Below are 17,734 nucleotides of genomic sequence, written 5' to 3' on the forward strand. Positions count from 1 at the left end.
GGTCATGTTCGATTATCGCGCGGCCTTCGGCCTCGAATATCAGAACTTGTTCAACCGCACCCATGTGGACGGTCCGTTCGATCCCGGGCCGCTGCTCAAGTCGGGCAACGAGTTCCGGCGCGGCCGGCCCCGCACCTCCATCCTGCTCGGCTTCATCGGATCGGCGCAGGTCGGCCCGTTCTATCTCGGTGCCGTCGGGCTCGCCTCGATCATCTGCGGCTTCATCGCCTTCGAGATCATCGGGCTCAACATGCTGGCCTCGGTGAACTGGGATCCGGTGCAGTTCATCCGGCAGTTGCCCTGGCTGGCGCTCGAGCCGCCGGCACCCGCCTACGGCTTGCACATCCCGCCGCTGGCGCAGGGTGGCTGGTGGCTGATGGCGGGCTTCTTCCTGACGCTCGCGATCCTGCTGTGGTGGGTGCGGGTGTACCAGCGGGCCAGGGCGCTGGGCATGGGCACCCATGTTGCCTGGGCCTTCGCATCCGCGATCTGGCTCTACCTGGTGGACGGCTTCATCCGTCCGGTGCTGATGGGCTCCTGGGGCGAGGCGGTGCCGTTCGGGATCTTCCCGCACCTGGACTGGACCGCGGCGCTCTCGGTCCGCTACGGCAATCTCTATTACGACCCGTTCCACATGCTCTCGATCGTGTTCCTGTATGGCTCGACGCTGCTGTTCGCGATGCATGGCGGCACCATCCTGGCGACCAGCCGCTACTGGGCGGAGCGCGAGATCGAGCTCACCACCGACCGCGGCACCGCGGCGGAGCGTGCCGCGCTGTTCTGGCGCTGGATCATGGGGTTCAACGCCTCCTTCGAATCCATCCATCGCTGGGCCTGGTGGTTCGCGGTGCTGTGCACGCTGACCGGCGGCATCGGCATCCTGCTCACCGGCACCGTGGTGGATAACTGGTATCTGTGGGGCGTCAAGCACGGCATCGCGCCGATGTATCCGCGCGTCTATCCGATGATCCCCGATCCCGGCCATCTGCGTGGAGTGCTGCAGTGATGCGCGCCCTGACGGCTCCGCTGGAACTGGTGGCGCTGGTCCTGCGCCGCAGCATCACCGGCATGGCGCTGCATCCCTGGCGAACCCGGGCCTGGATCGTCGGGCTGCTTGCCGCGGCCCTGGTGTTCGCCTTCGGCGCGACCCTGGAGCGACTGCCGGTCACCTCGGTGCAGCTCGGCTATCGCGGCACCGCGATGGAGGCGGAATATAATCCGCGCCTGCTGAAGCCGCAGTTCGAAGCCAACCGGCTGCGTCCGACGCTGCCCGCGGTGCCGGATGCCGGACGCTCCTCGGCCCAGGCCTATCACAACATCAAGGTGCTGGGGGCGGCGGATGCCAACCAGTTCCTGCGCCAGATGGGCGCGTTCGCGACCTGGATCAATCCGGCCGCCGGCTGCGCCTACTGCCACTCGCTGAACAACATGGCCAGCGACAGCCTCTACACCAAGACCGTCACGCGCCGCATGATCCAGATGACGCGCGAGATCAACACCAACTGGAAGAGCCATGTCGGCGGGGTCGGCGTCACCTGCTACACCTGCCATCGCGGCCACTCGATCCCGCAGGAGGTCTGGTTCACCGAGCCGCCGCCCGGAGCCGGACACAACATCGCCGATGCCGGCACCGGCCAGGGCGGGGTGTCCAAGGCATCCGGCTTGACCACGCTGGCCAGCGACCCGTTCACGCCGTTCCTGCTCAACGCCATGCCGATCCGCGTCACCGGGACCAGCGACCTCAATATCGGCAACAACGCCTCGACCAAGCAGGCCGAGTGGACCTACGGGCTGATGGTGCATTTCGCGACATCGCTGGGCGTGGGATGCACCTACTGCCACAACACCAACAACTTCGCGTCATGGGACCAGGGCACACCGAACCGTGTTCCGGCCTGGTATGGCATCGAGATGGTTCGCAACCTGAACCGGAACTACATGTTACCCCTGACCGACGTGTTCCCGGCCGGACGCCGCGGTCCCACCGGGGACGTCGCCAAGATCAACTGCGCCACCTGCCACCAGGGCGCCTACAAGCCGTTCTACGGAGCCAGCGACCTGGCTGCCTATCCACTCCTTGCCCAGAGGAACGCGCCGTGACTCGCAGCGATCGGGTAGCAAGCTTTTCCGGGCTGGCGGCGCTGGCCCTGCTGGCCTGCCTGCCTGGCCGGGCGATGGCCCAGACCCAGCCGGCCTCCGCGGACCTGATCGCCAAGGGCAAATACCTCACCGACATGGGCGACTGCGTGGGCTGCCACGCCGCCCCCGGCTATCCGAAATTCGCCGGCGGCCAGTACATGCAGATGCCGTTTGGCGACATCTCGACCCCGAACATCACGCCCGACCGCGAAACCGGCATCGGCTACTATACCGATGACGACTTCATCCGTCTGATGCAGCGCGGCATCCGCCCGAACGGCCAGCGTATCTATCCGGCGATGCCGTATCCATGGTACGCGACGGTGCCGAAAGCCGACCTGCTGGCGATCAAGGCCTACCTGTTCTCGCTCAAGCCGGTGCACGCACCGCGGCTGGAGAACAAAATCTGGTTTCCGTTCACCTTCCGGGCCGGCATCGCGCTGTGGGATGCGGTCTTCGTGCCGACCGAGGAGTTCAAGCCGGATCCGTCAAAGTCGGCGGAGCTCAATCGCGGCGCCTATATCTTCGGCGGCCTCGAGCATTGCGGCGAGTGCCACAACAAACGCAACTTCCTCGGCAACACCGCCATCGCCGGCAACGTGCTGGGTGCGCCGATCACCCGCTGGTACGCCCCGAACCTGCGCCCGGACAACATGACCGGCATCGGGCGCTACAGCGTCGACGACCTGGTCTCGTTCTTCAAATACGGGCACTCGAAGTCGATGGGTACCGTGGCCGGCCCGATGTCGGAGACGGTCGACTATAGCACGGCACACCTGACCGACAGCGACCTGCATGCGCTGTCGGTCTATCTCAAGTCGCTGCCTGCGGAGGCGGTCTACAGCCCGGTCGATTCCCGCTTCCGCCAGGATGCGATGGCAGCCGGGCGCGCCGCCTATCTCAGCCATTGCGCCTCCTGCCACCAGGATAACGGCCAGGGTGTCAGCGAGCGCATCCCGGCGCTGGACGGCAACGGCATGGTGCTGGCCGGCGGACCGCAGGACGTGATCCGCATCGTGCTCGGCGGCCTGCAGGCGCGCGGCCCGTACGGCCTGATGCCAGGCGTGGGTGCCGCGATGAGCGACAAGGAGATCGTCGCCGCCACCAACTATGTCCGCCAGGCCTGGTCGAACCGGGCGCCGGCGAACGCCACCACGCTGCTCGTGTCGCTGCTGCGCCGCGACACCCGCACCATCCTCAACGGCAGCCGGCCGAACGGATGCCCGGCGCTGGCGCAGGACGACCTGGCGAAAGTGCTGGACGACAGCTCGAACGGCATCGGCGCGCTGCTGCAGCAGACCACGGAGGCGAATCTGCTGCAGAGCTCGAATGCGATCATCAGCCGCGTCAAATCGGTGGCGCCGCAGATCAAGCGCGACGACCTGGTGAATGGGCTGACCGTCGCCTATTGCCCGGTCGTCGAGAAGATGCCCGGCCTGCAGCCGGACCAGCGCGTGTGGCAGCTCACGCACTTTGCCGAGCGGGTTTATGTGCAACTAATCACCAACGGCGCCTACTGAGAGCGCCCGTCCGATAATGCTACTACGCTGGCGATCCGACGCGGCTTTCTGCGCTTCCGGTGCTCACGGCCATAAAGGCCGCTCCGCTCCGGTTCTCGACAGCCACGACGGCCGTGCCGCAGCGCGGCACTCTCGCTCAGCGTAGCGCATTCTCGGACGGGCTCTTTCGGACGAAGGACAGAGGGGCGGCGATGTATTTCTGGTTGTTTGTCGCGGTGATCGTGGTCTGGCTCTGGCTCGCCGGCGGCAGTTTCTTTGGCTGGCGCAGGGGCACCATCGGCGGCTGGCTCTCGAGCCTGTCGATCCTGGTCTGGACGGGTGCTGCAGCAGCGGTGCTGCTCTTTGTCGGACCGTACTGGCAAGTCATCTACTGGGTGCTGCTGCAGCCGGGCTGAAGACGCCGACTTGATCAATCCGCGGGCGCGGCGCTGGGTGGCGCTTGCCGTCGCCCTGCCGGTGATGGCGCTGCTCGGCGCCGCCGGCTGGCTCTACACGCCCGACAAGCCGGCAGCCGAACTCGATGAGCTCTATCTGCGGGCGCCGTCGGATATCCGCGATGTCGCCGGACTGCATCTGCATGTCCGGGATACCGGGCCACGCGATGCCCCGGTCCTGATCCTGCTGCACGGCTTCGGTGCCAGCCTGCAGACCTGGGAACCCTGGGCCGCCCGCCTCGAGGCACGCTACCGCGTCATCCGGTTCGACCTGCCGGGCTTCGGCCTGACCGGGCAGGATCCGACCGGCGACTACACCGATGCGCGCAGCGTCGACGTGCTGCTCGCTTTGATGGACCAGCTCGCCATCGCCCGGGGCACGCTGATCGGCAACTCGCTAGGCGGCAAGATCGCCTGGAATTTCGCCCTCGACCATCCGGAGCGGGTCGACCGCCTGGTGCTGATCTCGCCGGACGGCTTCGCCAGCCCGGGCTTCGAATACGGCCGCCGCGCGAAGCTGCCGCTGATGGTGCGGCTGCTGCCCTATGTCATGCCGCGTGCCATGCTGCGCTCCAGCCTGGTGCCCGCCTATGGCGATCCGAGCCACCTGACCGAGGCGATCGTCACGCGCTACCGCGACCTGATGCTGGCCCCCGGCGTGCGCGTCGCCATGCTGGCCAGGATGCAGCAGGTGATGCTGCAGGACCCGGTGCCGCTGCTGCGCCGCATCCGGGCGCCGACGCTGCTGCTCTGGGGCGACCGCGACGGCATGATCCCCGTAGCCAACGCCCGAGATTATGCCGATGCGATGCCGAACGCGCGGCTGGTGACCCTGCCCGGCCTCGGCCACGTGCCGTTCGAGGAAGCACCGGACCGGTCGCTCGCACCGGTGCTGGAGTTCCTGGCCAGTCCCCGTAGCTAGTGCTGCCGGGTCAGAGACTGCCACCGATGGATTGCAGACGAGTGGGACCGCTTCTTCGGTGCGGCGCGCGCACTGGTCTGTTGCCCTGCCCGGACCTCCGGCGTCGTGGCGTTTGTGCATGGGGTGCCACTCGTCGGCGTAGAGACAGAGTTTCAAAGGATTGAACAGGTGAAGATCGGCGCTCCCCGAGAGACATTCAGAGGCGAATCGCGTATCGCGATGACGCCCGAAAGCGCGGCCCAGCTCCAGAAACTGGGGCATAGCTGTTTCGTGGAAGCGGGCGGGGGCGTCGCGGCGGGCTTCCCGGATGCGGCCTTCCAGGCTGCTTGTGTCGCGGTGATGCCGGATGCGCGCGCGCTCGTGCAAGCCGTCGACTTCGTGGTCAAGGTGCGTCCACCGGAACCCCCCGAGCTTGCCCTGCTGCGCAAGGGACAGACCCTCGTCTCGTTCTTCTATCCGGCGCAGAACGAGGCGCTTCTCGAAGAAGCGAAGCAGATCGGCGTCAATGTCGTCGCCATGGACATGGTGCCCCGCATCAGCCGCGCTCAGAAGATGGACGCGCTGTCGTCCATGGCGAACATCGCCGGCTATCGCGCCGTGATCGAGGCCGCCAACAATTTCGGCCGGTTCTTTACCGGCCAGGTGACGGCCGCGGGCAAGGTGCCCCCGGCAAAAATCCTGATCATCGGCGCCGGTGTCGCCGGCCTGGCCGCGATTGGTGCTGCCACCAGCCTCGGCGCCATCACCTATGCCTTCGACGTGCGTCCCGAGGTTGCCGAGCAGATCGAGAGCATGGGCGCGCAGTTTGTCTTCCTCGATTTCGCACAAGCCCAGCATGACGGCGCGGCGAGCGGCGGCTATGCCGCGCCCTCGAGTCCCGAGTTCCGGGACAAGCAGCTCGAGAAGTTCCGCGAGCTGGCGCCAGAGCTCGACATCGTCATCACCACCGCGCTCATCCCGGGCCGGCCGGCGCCGAAGCTCTGGCTGAAGGACATGGTGGAGGCGATGAAGCCCGGCTCGGTGATCATCGACCTGGCCGCCGAGCGCGGCGGCAACTGCGACCTCACCGTGCCAGACGAGAGGATCGTCACCGACAATGGCGTGACCATCATCGGCTACACCGATTTCCCGAGCCGCATGGCCACCCAGGCCTCCACCCTGTACAGCAACAACATCCGCCACATGATCGCGGATCTCACGCCGAAAAAGGACGGCATCGTCTTTCACGACATGGAGGACGACGTGATCCGTGGCGCAACGGTCGCCTTCGCAGGCGAGATCACCTTCCCGCCGCCGCCGCCGAAGGTGAAGGCGATCGCCGCGCAGAAGCCGAGGGCGAAGGAGAAGCAGCCGACGCCGGAGGAGAGGAGGGCCGCCGAGACGGGCGCGTTCCGCCGGACGACCCGATATCAGGTCGCGCTGCTGCTGGTGGGCACGGTGCTGACGCTGCTGCTCGGCTCGGTCGCGCCGCCCAGTTTCATGAGCCACCTCATCGTCTTCGCGCTCGCCTGCTTCGTCGGCTTCCAGGTGATCTGGAAAGTCAGCCACGCGCTACACACCCCGCTCATGGCGGTGACCAACGCAATCTCCGGAATCATCATCCTCGGTGCGCTCCTGCAACTCGGATCGGGCAATCGGCTCGTGCTGGGACTCGGGGCGGTCGCGGTGCTGATCGCCTCCATCAACATCGCAGGCGGCTTCCTGGTCACGCGCCGGATGCTCGCCATGTTCCAGAAGTCGTAGGGGGCGACCATGTCCTTCGGCATTGTGTCGGCCGCATACATTGCGGCGGCAATTCTCTTCATCCTTTCGCTCGGTGGCCTGTCGGGACAGGAGAGTGCCAAACGCGCCGTCTGGTATGGCATCGTCGGCATGGCGCTCGCGGTGCTGGCCACTGTCATCGGACCGGGCTCCGGGGGCTACGCCCTGCTCGTCGTCATGGTGCTGATCGGCGGACTGATCGGCTCCACTCTCGCGAGAAGGGTCGGGATGACGGAGATGCCGCAGCTGGTGGCGGCACTGCACTCCTTCGTCGGGCTGGCCGCCGTCCTCATCGGCTACAACGCCGAGATCGAGTACGGCCATGTCGAGGCGCTGCAGCATGCGGCGGATACCGATGGCCTCAGGGCACTCACCGGCTTCGCGTCCGTGCTGGCCAGCAAGACGCCGGCCGAGGTCGCCATCCTGAAGGTCGAGGAATTCCTCGGCATCTTCATCGGCGCCGTCACCTTCACGGGATCGATCGTCGCGTTCGGCAAGCTCGCCGGGAAGATCACCGGGAAGGCGAAGAAACTCCCCGGCGGCCATGTCCTCAATGCCAGCGCAGCCATCCTGTCCGTGGCACTCCTCGTCGCCTTTCTGAGCGGTGCCGGCATCTGGTCGGTCATCCTGATGACGCTCGTCGCCCTGTTCATCGGATGGCACCTGATCATGGGGATCGGCGGCGCCGACATGCCGGTGGTGGTCTCGATGCTCAACTCCTATTCCGGCTGGGCGGCGGCCGCGATCGGCTTCACCCTCGGCAACGACCTGCTGATCGTGACCGGTGCGCTGGTTGGCTCGTCGGGTGCGATCCTGTCCTACATCATGTGCCAGGCGATGAACCGCAGCTTCGTCTCGGTCATCCTTGGCGGTTTCGGCTCCCCCACCGGCCCGGCGCAGGAGATCGAGGGCGAAATGGTGGCCATCGACGTCGACGGGGTGGCAGCCGCCCTCAACGATGCCGGCAGCGTCATCATCGTACCCGGCTACGGCATGGCCGTGGCCCAGGCGCAGCAGGCGGTCAGCGAGCTGGTGCGCAAGCTTCGCGCCCAGGGCAAGGAGGTCCGCTTCGGCATCCACCCGGTTGCCGGCCGGCTGCCCGGCCACATGAACGTGCTGCTGGCCGAGGCCAGGGTGCCCTACGACATCGTTCTCGAGATGGACGAGATCAACCAGGATTTTCCCGCCACGGATGTTTCCATCGTCATCGGCTCGAATGACATCGTGAACCCCGCGGCACAGGACGATCCCAACTCGCCCATCGCCGGCATGCCGGTGCTGGAGGTGTGGAAGGCCAAGACCGTGATCGTCCTGAAGCGTGGCCAGGGGACGGGCTACTCGGGAATCGAGAATCCGCTGTTCTACAAGGAGAACACGCGGATGTTCTATGGAGACGCGAAGCAGTCGCTGGGAGAGCTGCTTGGTCAGGTCAACTGACCCGGTCGATACCCTGGCGACCCGCCTGTATGAGTGGAGCAGGACCTGGGTTGGTCGCATTCATGCTCGTTCCCAAAACCCCGGTTTGCGGTACAAAGTCGACGATGAGCTATCTTGGGACGGGGCCACTGTAACGCCTCTTCCCTGGTAGCAGTAGCCTGGTAATTCATAATCTATATAGGCGCAGAGAAGCGAAATATGGCACGAGCGTACATTGTGCATCTTGCAGCCATCCTGGCCCTCTTTTCGAGCTCAGCGAGCACTGCTGAAGAAGTCAGACGTTTAACGGGTTGGCAGAACATGCAGTTCGGCATGTCTGCAGAAGAGGTCCGAGCAGCAACCAAGTTACCGCTCAAATGCGTAGCACCCCTACACCGTCGCCTTCATGAGGCAGTAATGGTCTACTCGGTTTCCACGGATATCGACGGTTATCCGGTTGAGCTTCAACTCAACTTCAGCAGCATGCCCAGGACGATACAGGGCTGTACAGGGGGAAAGCTTTCGATAATAGTTATGGATTCCGGAACCATTCGTGAGCCTTGTACAATAATGAACGAGCTACGTCGCTATCTAAGCCAGACGTATGGCCAGCTTAATGTTGTCGACAGCGAAGAGAGCTTAGGCGGAACGGGAACATTTCCGGCAGCATTCGGCAGATATTTCGACAACTCTGCTAGGATTTTCGTCGAGGCTGCGGATAAAGCAGACGGGTGCAACTTCGAGATTACCTTCTCTGCACCCGTCACTAATTACTAGCTACTTCCTCCACTTTAATGGCACCTCAGGACATAGGGCGGGTGATAGGCAGTGCCTCGGCACTGACTGTTCCGCAAACCTCCATTTTCGGGACAAGATAGAAGACGGTTTTCTCCACGGGATTTAGCGTTGCGTAAACCCGTCCCGAAATGACAAGACCTCGCCGACGACCGCAGTTAATGAAATTCTGCCTCAGTGATGCTCGGACTGCGCGATGCGCTGCTCGGCCAGCAGCCGCCACGACGCATCCTTCGGCGCCGCATCCAGCGCCTGCCGGAACAAGGCCGCGGTCTCCGCGCTGACAACGCCGTCACCGCGCGCCTGCGCCTCGGCGGTCTGCGCCGCCAGCGTCGGCTCGAACGGTCCGTCCCGCAGCGCCTGCCGCCAGGCCACCGCCGCACTCGCCCAGTCGCCCTGCGTCGCCTCCGCCTGCCCGAGCAGGATATAGCCCTGGCGCGCGCTCGCCGCACCAGGCGGCAGCTTCGCGAGCTGCGCCTTCAGCATGCCGATCAGCTGGGCGTCCTCGCGCAGGCGGGCATCCGCCTCGCTCATGCGCAGCGCCGCCGGCTGCGCCGGCATCCCCGGATGCCCCTCGCTCAGATACAGCACCACCGCCGCAACCGGCACCAGCGCCAGCATGACCAGCACCGGCGCCCGGCCACCGGCCTGCGTCGCATCATCGCCGCGGTCGGCCTCGGCTAGCAGCCGGCGCTGGATCTCCAGCCGCGCCGAGGCATGCTCGCCGTCCGCGATCAACCCGTCTCCCCGGTCGCGGTCTAGCTCCTGTAACTGTGCCCGATGCAGCAGCAGCGCCGCCTCGTGGCGGTCTTGCAGGCCCGGGCGCCGCCGCAGGGCGACGGCGCAGGGCAGCAGCACCAGGGCGGTGAGCAGGATGATCGGGAGCCAGATCATGCTTGGGATTTAGCCTGGCAAAGCGAGGCAAGGGCTTTGCCTTTGACCCACTGGGGCCTCAAGGCCCCAGACCCCGATTCTGAAAACGACGAACTTCAACGACTTGGCTCTAGGAGGTCGGCGAGGCGTTTCTGCTCCGCCTCCGACAATGGCGCCGCCGCAGTACGACGGGCGCGCCAGGAGGCGGTGGCGGCGAACGCACCGACACCAAGAGCCAGCAACGGCATCGCCCAGAGCAGCAGCGTCACCTTGTTCAGCGGCGGCCGCAAACGAATGAAATTGCCGTAGCGCTGCACCATCCAGGCGATGATCTGCCGGTTGCTCTCGCCGGCCGCGACATGCACGCGCACCACATGGCGCAGGTCACGCGCCAGGTCGGCACCGCTATCCTCGATGCTCTCGTTCTGGCAGACCAGGCACCTCAGTTGCGCACCGATCGCCTCGGCGCGCGCCTCCTGCGCCGGGTTGGCCAGCATCTCCTGCGGATCGTCCACCGCGAGACTCGCCAGCGGCATCGCGACCAGGGCCAAAGCGAGCCAGAGCACGCCGGCAAGGCGGCGCAGGGCCTTCATCGCGACGACCCGCGTAGCGCCGGCAGCAGGCCGCCATCGATGATCTCCGGGGTCAGCGGGCCCGCGACGTGCCAGCGTATCAGGCCGCCGGGCAGCACCAGGAAGCTCTCCGGCACCCCGGACACGCCCCAGTCGATCGCCGACAGGCCGCTGCTGTCGGCGGCGAGGCGGGCATAGGGGTTGCCGGTGCGGGTCACGAAGCCGGCGGCGTTGTCGGCGTGGTCCTTGTAGGCGATGCCCCAGATCGGCAGCACGCGGCCGAGCCCGGCCAGCGTCTGCGCCTCCAGCACGCACGGGATGCACCAGGAGGCGAAGAAGTTCACCAGCACCGGCGCCGTCTGGGCCGCAAGGATCTGCGACGAGAAGCCGGTCCCGGGCGCCTGCGCCGGCAACGCGAAGTCGGGCACGTGCCGGTTCACCGCCGGGGCATGGATGTCGTGCGGATCGAAGCGGCCGCTGCCCATGCCCGACAGCATCGACCAGAAGCCGACGCCGGCGGCCGCCGCCACCCCGAGCGGCGCCAGCATCAGGACCTGCCGGCGCGAGAGGCCCGCCTCAGGCAACCTTGCCACCCACGACACCGACGGAGGCCGCGCGCCGCGGCGCGCCGACCCGGACCCGCCGGTCGCTCAGCGACAGCGCGCCGCCGATCGCCATCACCAGCGCGCCGAGCCACATCCACGGCGCCAGCCAGTTGTCGTGCAGGCGCAGCACCGCGGTATCCGGCTGACCGGCCACGCCGCGATGCTCGTCGCCCAGCACGGCATACAGATCGGTGATCAGGTTGGTGTGGATCGCGACCTCGCTGGTGGTGGTGCTCTGGGTGGCGAAATTGCGCTTCGACGGATGCAGCACCGTCACCGTCCGGCCATGCCGGCTCACCACCAGGGTGGCGACACGCGCGGTGTAGTTCGGGCCGGGCGCATCGGCGATGCCGACCAGGCGCCATTGGTAGCCGGCCATGTCCACGCTGTCGCCGGCATGCACCTCGACGATGCGGTGCGCGGCCTGCGACATGCCGGCCAGCCCGATCACGGTGACGCCGGCGCCGGCATGCGCGATGGCGGCCCCCAGCGCCGCACGCGGCAGCAGGCGCGCCCGCCGCCAGCTCTGCGCGGGCGGCAGCTGGAACAGCTGGATGCGCTGGGCGAGGTCGGCAAAGGCCGCCAGGATCACCCAGACCGCGAAGCCGAAGGCCAGCACCGGCAACAGGCCGCGCAGCCCGAAGGCCGCCCACAGCCCTGCTGCCAGGCCGCCGAGCGCTGCCCACCACAGCCGCATCAGCACCGGCGCCATGCGGGCGCGCTTCCAGGGCATCATCGGGCCGATCGCCATCGCGGCGAAGAGCGGGATCGCCATCGGCACCGCGGTCGCATCGAAGAACGGCTTGCCGACCGAGATGGTGGCGCCAAACAGCAGGCTCGCGAACGGCGGATACATGGTGCCGGTCAGCACCACGGCGCAGATCGAGCAGAGCAGGATGTTGTTCAGGACCAGTGCTCCCTCCCGGGAGAGCGGCGCGAAGATGCCGCCGGCCGCGAGGAGCGGCGCCCTGAGGGCGAACAGCAGCAGCGAGCCGCCGATCACCAGGCCGAGCAGGCCGAGGATGAACACGCCGCGCGCCGGATCGTTGGCAAAGGCATGCACCGAGTTGAGGATGCCTGAGCGCACCAGGAAGGTGCCGGAAAGCGACAGCGAGAAGGTGCCGATCGCCAGCAGCACGGTCCAGATCTTCAGCGCTTCGCGCTTCTCGACCACGATCGCGGAATGCACCAGCGCGGTGCCGGTCAGCCACGGCAGCAGCGAGGCATTCTCCACCGGGTCCCAGAACCAGTAGCCGCCCCAGCCGAGCACGTAGTACGACCACCAGGAGCCGAGCGCGATGCCGCAGGTCAGGAAGCACCAGGCGGCGACCGCCCACGGCCTGACCCAGCGCCCCCAGGCGGCATCGACGCGGCCTTCGAGCAGGGCGGCAACGGCAAAGGCGAACGGCACCGCAAAGCCGACATAGCCGGCGTAGAGGATCGGCGGATGGAAGGCGAGGCCCGGATCCTGCAGCAGCGGATTCATGCCATTGCCATCCGCCGGCGCCGGCCAGACGCGGTCGAACGGGTTCGAGGTGGTCAGGCAGAACAGCTCGAAGCCGGCGGCGGTCCCCCCCAGCACCGCGATCACCCTGGCGCGGAGTGCCGCCGGCAGGTTGCGCCCGAACACCGCGACCGCGCCGCCGCACAGGCCCAGGATCAGCGACCAGAGCAGGATGGAGCCCTCGTGGTTGCCCCAGATTCCGGTGATCTTGTAGAGCAGCGGCTTCGCGATGGCGCTGTTCTCGGCGATGTTCTGCACCGAGAAATCGTCGGTCACCGCAGCGCCGGCAAGGCACAGGAAACTGACCGCGAGGGCAGCGAGCTGCCCCAGCGCCAGCGCGGGTGCTGCCGCCATCAGGCGGATCTCGCGGCGATGCGCGCCCACCAGCGGCAGCACCGTCTGCGCCAGCGCCAGGCAGCAGGCCAGCGCCAGGGCGAAATGGCCGAGTTCCGGACCGTTCAGCACGATCTCAGCTGCCCCTCGTCGGATCGGTCTTGACGCTCATCCGGTTCCAGCTCGCAGCCGACGGCGCCGGGCCGAACTTCGGGTCCCACTTGCCGGAGCGGCGCAGCGCCTCGGCGACCTCTTTCGGCATATAGGTCTCGTCGTGCTTGGCCAGCACCTCGGAGGCGCTGAAACTGCCATCGGCGCCGAGCTCGCCGAGCGCCACCACGCTCTGCCCCTCGCGGAACAGGTCGGGCAGGATGCCGGCATAGCGCACCGGCACCGCCTTCTGGCCGTCGGTGACCAGGAACTGCGCCACCGGCTCGCCGCCCTGATGCGCCTCGTGCAGCGATCCCGCCACCACCATGCCGCCGAGACGCACGGTGCGGCCGGTGGCCGGGGTCGCCAGCAACTGCGAGGGTGCGACGAAGAACACGATGTTGGCGCTGAACGCGTCCAGCGCCAGCGCGCTCGCCGAGCCGAGCCCGATCCCGCAGGCGACCAGCAGCCAGAGCCGGCGCGACTTGCGGGTCATCCCTGCCGCCTTCCTGAACGGGTCCTGCCGACCTGCTGCTCGACCGCGCGCAGCCGCGCCCGGGCCCGGGACAGCCGCACCGCAGCCGACAGGCTGAGCCAGGCGGCGAGCCCGAGCGTCAGGCCGTAGGCACCGGCGATGTAGGGCAGGTGGGTCATGCGGCGCCAGGCGTCCCCTGGTTGCCGCGCGCCAGCAGCAGCACGCGCAGGCGCTGCTCCATCACCGCGGCACGCAGCCGGGCCGTGACGATGGCGGCGAAGCCGAAGCTGAAGCCGAGCGCGCTGATCAGCAGCGGCCACAACATCGAGGTCGACATGGTGGGCGCCCCGGTCAGGGTGATGCTGTCCGGCTGGTGCAGGGTGTTCCACCATTGCACGCTGAACTTGATGATCGGCAGGTCGATCGCGCCGACCAGGGCCAGGATGGCGCCGGCCCGGTAGCCGCGCTGCGGCTCGTCGAAGGCGCGCAGCAGCGCGATGTGCCCGAGATAGAGAAAAAACAGCACCAGCACCGAGGTCAGGCGCGCGTCCCAGACCCACCAGGCGCCCCACATCGGCTTGCCCCACAGCGAGCCGGAGGCAAGGCAGACGGCGGTCACGGTGGCGCCCACCGGCCCGATCTCGGCGGCGGCGAGGTCGGCGAGCGGATGCCGCCAGACCAGCGACAGCACCGAGCAGACCGCCAGTGCGACATAGCCGACGGACGCCAGCCACGCCGCCGGGACATGCACATACATGATGCGGACGGCGTCGCCCTGCTGCCAGTCGGCAGGAGCGAAGCACAGGCCCCAGATCAGGCCACAGCCGGTCAGCAGGATGGCGATTGCGTTGAGCCAGGGCTGCAGCCGCGCGGCCAGTCGCAGGAACCGCCCCGGATTGCCGAAGCGATGCAACCGCCCGCCGGTGCGTCTGCGCAGCACTTCGTGGCCCGGACCGGCAATCCCGGTTGCGCCCTCGGTTGCGTCTTCTGGGGCAACGGTCGTGGTGGCATCCAAGCGCGTGGACCCTGTTCCAGCAATTGAGGCGTCTCTGCCCCGGCTTCCTGCAGATCGACCGGCCCGGTTTGCGGGGGGCCTCGCCCGCTGCACTGTCAAGCGGAATACCGCCATCCTATGCTCCGCGCCATCCCTGATGGCCCGCTTCCGGGGCCCGCTTCCGGCCCGATGGCAAAGGAGAGCCGCATGTTGTTCACAATCCACTGCACCGACAAGCCCGGATCCCGCGATCTGCGCCTGGCCACGCGCGGCGCGCATCTGGCCTACCTGCAGGACCACGCCGGCTGCCTGGTGCAGGCCGGCCCATCGCTCGACCTGGACGGCAAGCCATCCGGCAGCCTGCTGCTGGTCAACCTGGCCGGGCGCGCCGAGGCGGAGGCGCTGGCGGCCGGCGACCCCTACGCCGAGGCCGGGCTGTTCGAAAGCACCGTCATCCGCGGCTACCGCAGCGTGTTCCGCGACGGCGCCCTGATCGAATGATCGCACCCCGGATGAACACCTGGCTGGTGAAGTCGGAACCGGACGCGTTTTCCTGGGCGCAGCAGGTGGAGCGCGGCATCGAGCCCTGGACCGGCGTGCGCAGCCACCAGGCAAAGAACAATCTTCTGGCGATGCGCCGGAACGACCGGGCGTTCTTCTACCACTCCAACCTCGGCCGCGAGATCGTCGGCGTGGTCGAGGTGGTGCGCGAGGCCTACCCGGACCCGACGCGCGAGGCTGGTGACTGGGTGTGCGTGGACATGCAGGCGATCTCGGCTTTCCCGAAGCCGGTGACCCTGGCGCAGATCAAGGCCGAGTCTGCCCTCGCCGACATCGCCCTGGTCCGTCAGTCGCGACTATCGGTGGTGCCGGTCGGCGCCGAGCACTGGCGCCTGCTCTGCCGCATGGGCGGCTGGAAGCCCTGATTGCCGGAAGCGGCGCCCGGACCTCAGGGCGCGCCGTCGATGCTCTGCTGCAGCACGTCGTCCTGGCCGCGCTGCGGCTGTCCGGCGAAGGTACTGTAGCTGCCGGCGCCGTTATAGGGCGCCGTGACCGGGGCGGAGACACGCAACGGCATGCCCAGGATGGAGACCGCGGACGGCGAGCCGGTGCCGGTCGAGATGCTCTGCGAGGCCGTGGCACCGGGCAGGCCGGTCGTGTTGGGGGTCGGCAACGAGTTGCGGTTGGCGGTCATGCCGGCTGCGGTGGAATTGGCCGAGCTCGCCCGCAGCGCCTGGGCTTGCGCGGGGAGACTGCCGATCAAGGTCGGCGCCAGGCTCAGGGCGGCGCCGAAAACGAGCGGAGTCGCAAGGCGAGAGAACAGCGTCATCGTGGGGGACTCCGGCGAGAGGGTTTGTGCTGATGCTGCAACGCACCGACCCGGCAGGATGATTTACGCGCGTAATCAATCTCACGCGAGAACAATGCGTTAATTTTTATGTTCGGCTTTGCCAACGCCACCTCTGCCGGTGCAAACTTGCACTCGCCCGTCCAAGTCGCGTGGTGGTAAAGTCTCCGTGAACTCTTTTTCGGGACTTTGACTCAGAAATTCGATCGAGGTTGAGGCAGGCTGGATGGCTGGTTCGGAAACGATACGACTGGCGGTTTTGATGCAGCCTCGCGGATTTGTGACAAGCGACATGCCTTCGTCTTCACCGGCCCTGACTCTCCCGGGCACGACCCTCCCGGGCACCCCGGCGCCGTCCGCTGAGACGGTGTTGCCGGCGCTGGCGGTTCCCGAGCTTCCCGCAGAGCCCGCCCCCGCGGCGCAGACGGGGCTTGCGATCGGCAGCCGCATCCGGATCCTGCGGCGGGCGCGTGGCCTCACCCAGGATACCCTGGCCATGTCGACCGGCGTGTCGCGCAGCGCCGTCGCGCAGTGGGAAACCGGGCGGGCCGGGCAGATGGGCAGCAAGCTGCGGCGCATCGCCGAAGCGCTCGGCGTGTCGGTCAGCATGCTCAAGGAGGGCTGGGAAGGTCTCGCCACCGACAGCGTGTTGTCGTCCGACGAGATGTCGCTGCTGCGCCTGTTCCGGGCCTGCAGCGCCGAGGATCGCAGCGTCCTGATGCACGTGGCGCAGAAGCTGTCCTCGGATCCGGGCGCGGAGTCGGATGCAGAGGCTCGCCGCTCCGCCTGATCGCATCGGCTGGGGCTGGGGTATTGGCCCGAGCCGTCGCCTCGCTAAGAGCTGCCGTCGCCTCGCTGAGAGCTTTCGCATCAAGGGGTGAAGCCCGGCCGTCGTCCACGCGTTGACCGCGCGGCATTGATGGAGACGGCGATGAGCGCGACCCCGGGCGGCGAACTGACACCTCTGGCTTCCGATCCGCATGCGCTCAGTGCCGCCTCGCTCGGCGCGCTGGAGCAGGCGCTGCACCAGGTCGAGACCGGACGCGGCTTGCTGGTCCGCCTGGCGGACCTGATGGGCGGTGCCGTCGGCCAGGCGACCCGCCTCGGCATGCGCGGGATCGGCCTCGCGCCCGGGCTGCAGGCCAAGCTGCGCGGTCTCGGCGAGGCCGCCGTCGTGCGCGCCTTCAACCTGGCGGTGCTCGGCCTGCGGCATTCGGCGCCGTTGATCTCGACCGGCGACATGGTGCCGCCGGAGCGCGGCTGGCGCGACCATGCCACCCAGGCCGCGGTCGCGGTCTCCGGCGCGGTCGGCGGGTTTGCGGGGCTGAGCGGACTGATCCCCGATATCGGCTTCACCACGCTGACCATCATGCGCGAGATCGCCCGCATCGCCCGCGAGGAGGGCGAGGACCTGTCGACCGCCGAAGGCCAGCGCGCCTGCCTCGAGGTGTTCGCCCTGCAGGCGCACGAGGGCACCGAGGAGCAGAGCGAACTCGGCTTCTTCTCGGCCCGCGTTGTGCTGCGTGGCCGGCCGGTGGTCATGCTGCTGTCGGAGGTCTCGTCGCACTATGGCCTGGCGCTGTCGCGCAAGGTGGCGCTGCAGATGATGCCGGTGGCCGGCGCCCTCTGCGGCGCATCGCTGAACGCGGCCTTCCTGGCGCACTACCGCGCCCTGGCCCGCGCGCACTTCACCATCCGGCGCCTCGAACGGACGTATGGCGCGATGCATGTGCGTGAGGCGGTTGACGGTATCCGCGCAAACCTGGCCCACCGCCCCGCGGCTGCCTGAGAGGCTGCCTGCAAACACCTGCTGCTGGCGATCCGACGCGGCTTTCCTGTGCCCCGCTGCTCACGGCCAGCAGGCCGCTGCGCTGCGGTGCTCGGAAAGTCACG

20 protein-coding genes are annotated in these 17,734 nt (G+C 67.6%); 12 read left to right on the plus strand and 8 right to left on the minus strand.

The window, feature by feature from the left end; genetic code table 11:
* Positions 1 to 4 precede the first annotated feature (4 nt).
* The 8 genes from pufM (at position 5) to ACQY4O_RS02420 (ending at position 8,969) form a co-directional block, all read left to right on the plus strand.
* Positions 5 to 1,006, plus strand: a complete 1,002-nt coding sequence (gene pufM / locus ACQY4O_RS02385; protein ID WP_428374646.1) for a photosynthetic reaction center subunit M — start codon at positions 5 to 7, stop codon at positions 1,004 to 1,006.
* Positions 1,006 to 2,100, plus strand: coding sequence for a photosynthetic reaction center cytochrome PufC (gene pufC, locus ACQY4O_RS02390; protein ID WP_428374647.1), 1,095 nt, complete (start codon positions 1,006 to 1,008; stop codon positions 2,098 to 2,100). Before pufM ends, pufC begins: the two co-directional genes overlap by 1 nt.
* Positions 2,097 to 3,659, plus strand: a complete 1,563-nt coding sequence (locus ACQY4O_RS02395) for a c-type cytochrome (protein ID WP_428374648.1) — start codon at positions 2,097 to 2,099, stop codon at positions 3,657 to 3,659. Before pufC ends, ACQY4O_RS02395 begins: the two co-directional genes overlap by 4 nt.
* Before the next feature lie 191 nt (positions 3,660 to 3,850).
* Positions 3,851 to 4,054, plus strand: a complete 204-nt coding sequence (locus ACQY4O_RS02400; protein ID WP_428374649.1) for a hypothetical protein — start codon at positions 3,851 to 3,853, stop codon at positions 4,052 to 4,054.
* A 10-nt stretch (positions 4,055 to 4,064) separates the two neighbouring features.
* On the plus strand, positions 4,065 to 5,015 hold the full coding sequence (locus tag ACQY4O_RS02405; RefSeq protein WP_428374650.1) for an alpha/beta fold hydrolase: 951 nt from the start codon (positions 4,065 to 4,067) through the stop codon (positions 5,013 to 5,015).
* A gap of 168 nt (positions 5,016 to 5,183) precedes the next feature.
* Positions 5,184 to 6,758, plus strand: a complete 1,575-nt coding sequence (locus tag ACQY4O_RS02410; RefSeq protein WP_428374651.1) for a Re/Si-specific NAD(P)(+) transhydrogenase subunit alpha — start codon at positions 5,184 to 5,186, stop codon at positions 6,756 to 6,758.
* 9 nt (positions 6,759 to 6,767) lie between these two features.
* Complete coding sequence (locus ACQY4O_RS02415; protein WP_428374652.1) at positions 6,768 to 8,213, plus strand: NAD(P)(+) transhydrogenase (Re/Si-specific) subunit beta; 1,446 nt, start codon at positions 6,768 to 6,770, stop codon at positions 8,211 to 8,213.
* Positions 8,214 to 8,525: 312 nt separating this feature from the next.
* Positions 8,526 to 8,969, plus strand: a complete 444-nt coding sequence (locus tag ACQY4O_RS02420) for a hypothetical protein (RefSeq protein WP_428374653.1) — start codon at positions 8,526 to 8,528, stop codon at positions 8,967 to 8,969.
* A 192-nt stretch (positions 8,970 to 9,161) separates the two neighbouring features.
* On the opposite strand, the gene ccmI is transcribed toward ACQY4O_RS02420, so the two are convergent.
* The 7 genes from ccmI to ACQY4O_RS02455 form a co-directional block, all read right to left on the minus strand.
* Positions 9,162 to 9,881, minus strand: a complete 720-nt coding sequence (ccmI, locus tag ACQY4O_RS02425) for a c-type cytochrome biogenesis protein CcmI (protein ID WP_428374654.1) — start codon at positions 9,879 to 9,881, stop codon at positions 9,162 to 9,164.
* 95 nt (positions 9,882 to 9,976) lie between these two features.
* Positions 9,977 to 10,453 (minus strand): cytochrome c-type biogenesis protein, encoded by a 477-nt coding sequence (locus ACQY4O_RS02430; protein ID WP_428374655.1) that lies wholly within the window; start codon positions 10,451 to 10,453, stop codon positions 9,977 to 9,979.
* Positions 10,450 to 10,980, minus strand: coding sequence for a redoxin domain-containing protein (locus ACQY4O_RS02435; RefSeq protein ID WP_428378076.1), 531 nt, complete (start codon positions 10,978 to 10,980; stop codon positions 10,450 to 10,452). Before ACQY4O_RS02435 ends, ACQY4O_RS02430 begins: the two co-directional genes overlap by 4 nt.
* 28 nt (positions 10,981 to 11,008) lie before the next feature.
* A complete protein-coding gene (locus ACQY4O_RS02440) occupies positions 11,009 to 13,003 on the minus strand; it encodes a heme lyase CcmF/NrfE family subunit (RefSeq protein ID WP_428378077.1) in 1,995 nt (664 codons plus the stop codon).
* Positions 13,004 to 13,010: 7 nt separating this feature from the next.
* Positions 13,011 to 13,520 (minus strand): cytochrome c maturation protein CcmE, encoded by a 510-nt coding sequence (ccmE, locus tag ACQY4O_RS02445; protein WP_428374656.1) that lies wholly within the window; start codon positions 13,518 to 13,520, stop codon positions 13,011 to 13,013.
* Positions 13,517 to 13,678: a hypothetical protein gene (locus tag ACQY4O_RS02450; protein ID WP_428374657.1), complete on the minus strand. Its 162-nt coding sequence runs from the start codon at positions 13,676 to 13,678 to the stop codon at positions 13,517 to 13,519. The genes ccmE and ACQY4O_RS02450 overlap by 4 nt, the downstream gene beginning before the upstream one ends.
* Positions 13,675 to 14,439 (minus strand): heme ABC transporter permease, encoded by a 765-nt coding sequence (locus ACQY4O_RS02455; protein ID WP_428378078.1) that lies wholly within the window; start codon positions 14,437 to 14,439, stop codon positions 13,675 to 13,677. Before ACQY4O_RS02455 ends, ACQY4O_RS02450 begins: the two co-directional genes overlap by 4 nt.
* Positions 14,440 to 14,700: 261 nt before the next feature.
* Between ACQY4O_RS02455 and ACQY4O_RS02460 the strand changes: the two genes are divergently transcribed.
* Positions 14,701 to 14,994 carry a YciI family protein gene (locus ACQY4O_RS02460; RefSeq protein ID WP_428374658.1) on the plus strand — a complete coding sequence of 98 codons (294 nt, stop codon included), beginning with the start codon at positions 14,701 to 14,703 and terminating at the stop codon, positions 14,992 to 14,994.
* Between the two features lie 11 nt (positions 14,995 to 15,005).
* Positions 15,006 to 15,419: an EVE domain-containing protein gene (locus tag ACQY4O_RS02465; protein WP_428378079.1), complete on the plus strand. Its 414-nt coding sequence runs from the start codon at positions 15,006 to 15,008 to the stop codon at positions 15,417 to 15,419.
* Positions 15,420 to 15,442: 23 nt separating this feature from the next.
* Here ACQY4O_RS02465 and ACQY4O_RS02470 read toward each other — a convergent pair whose 3' ends face one another.
* Positions 15,443 to 15,823: a hypothetical protein gene (locus tag ACQY4O_RS02470; RefSeq protein WP_428374659.1), complete on the minus strand. Its 381-nt coding sequence runs from the start codon at positions 15,821 to 15,823 to the stop codon at positions 15,443 to 15,445.
* Positions 15,824 to 16,133: 310 nt separating this feature from the next.
* Between ACQY4O_RS02470 and ACQY4O_RS02475 the strand changes: the two genes are divergently transcribed.
* Complete coding sequence (locus tag ACQY4O_RS02475; protein ID WP_428374660.1) at positions 16,134 to 16,631, plus strand: helix-turn-helix domain-containing protein; 498 nt, start codon at positions 16,134 to 16,136, stop codon at positions 16,629 to 16,631.
* A gap of 141 nt (positions 16,632 to 16,772) precedes the next feature.
* The gene (locus ACQY4O_RS02480) at positions 16,773 to 17,630 is read left to right on the plus strand and encodes an EcsC family protein (RefSeq protein ID WP_428374661.1); all 858 of its coding nucleotides are present in this window, start codon (positions 16,773 to 16,775) and stop codon (positions 17,628 to 17,630) included.
* Positions 17,631 to 17,734 lie beyond the last annotated feature (104 nt).

Source organism: Lichenicoccus sp., assembly GCF_965277665.1.
GTDB lineage: Bacteria > Pseudomonadota > Alphaproteobacteria > Acetobacterales > Acetobacteraceae > Lichenicoccus.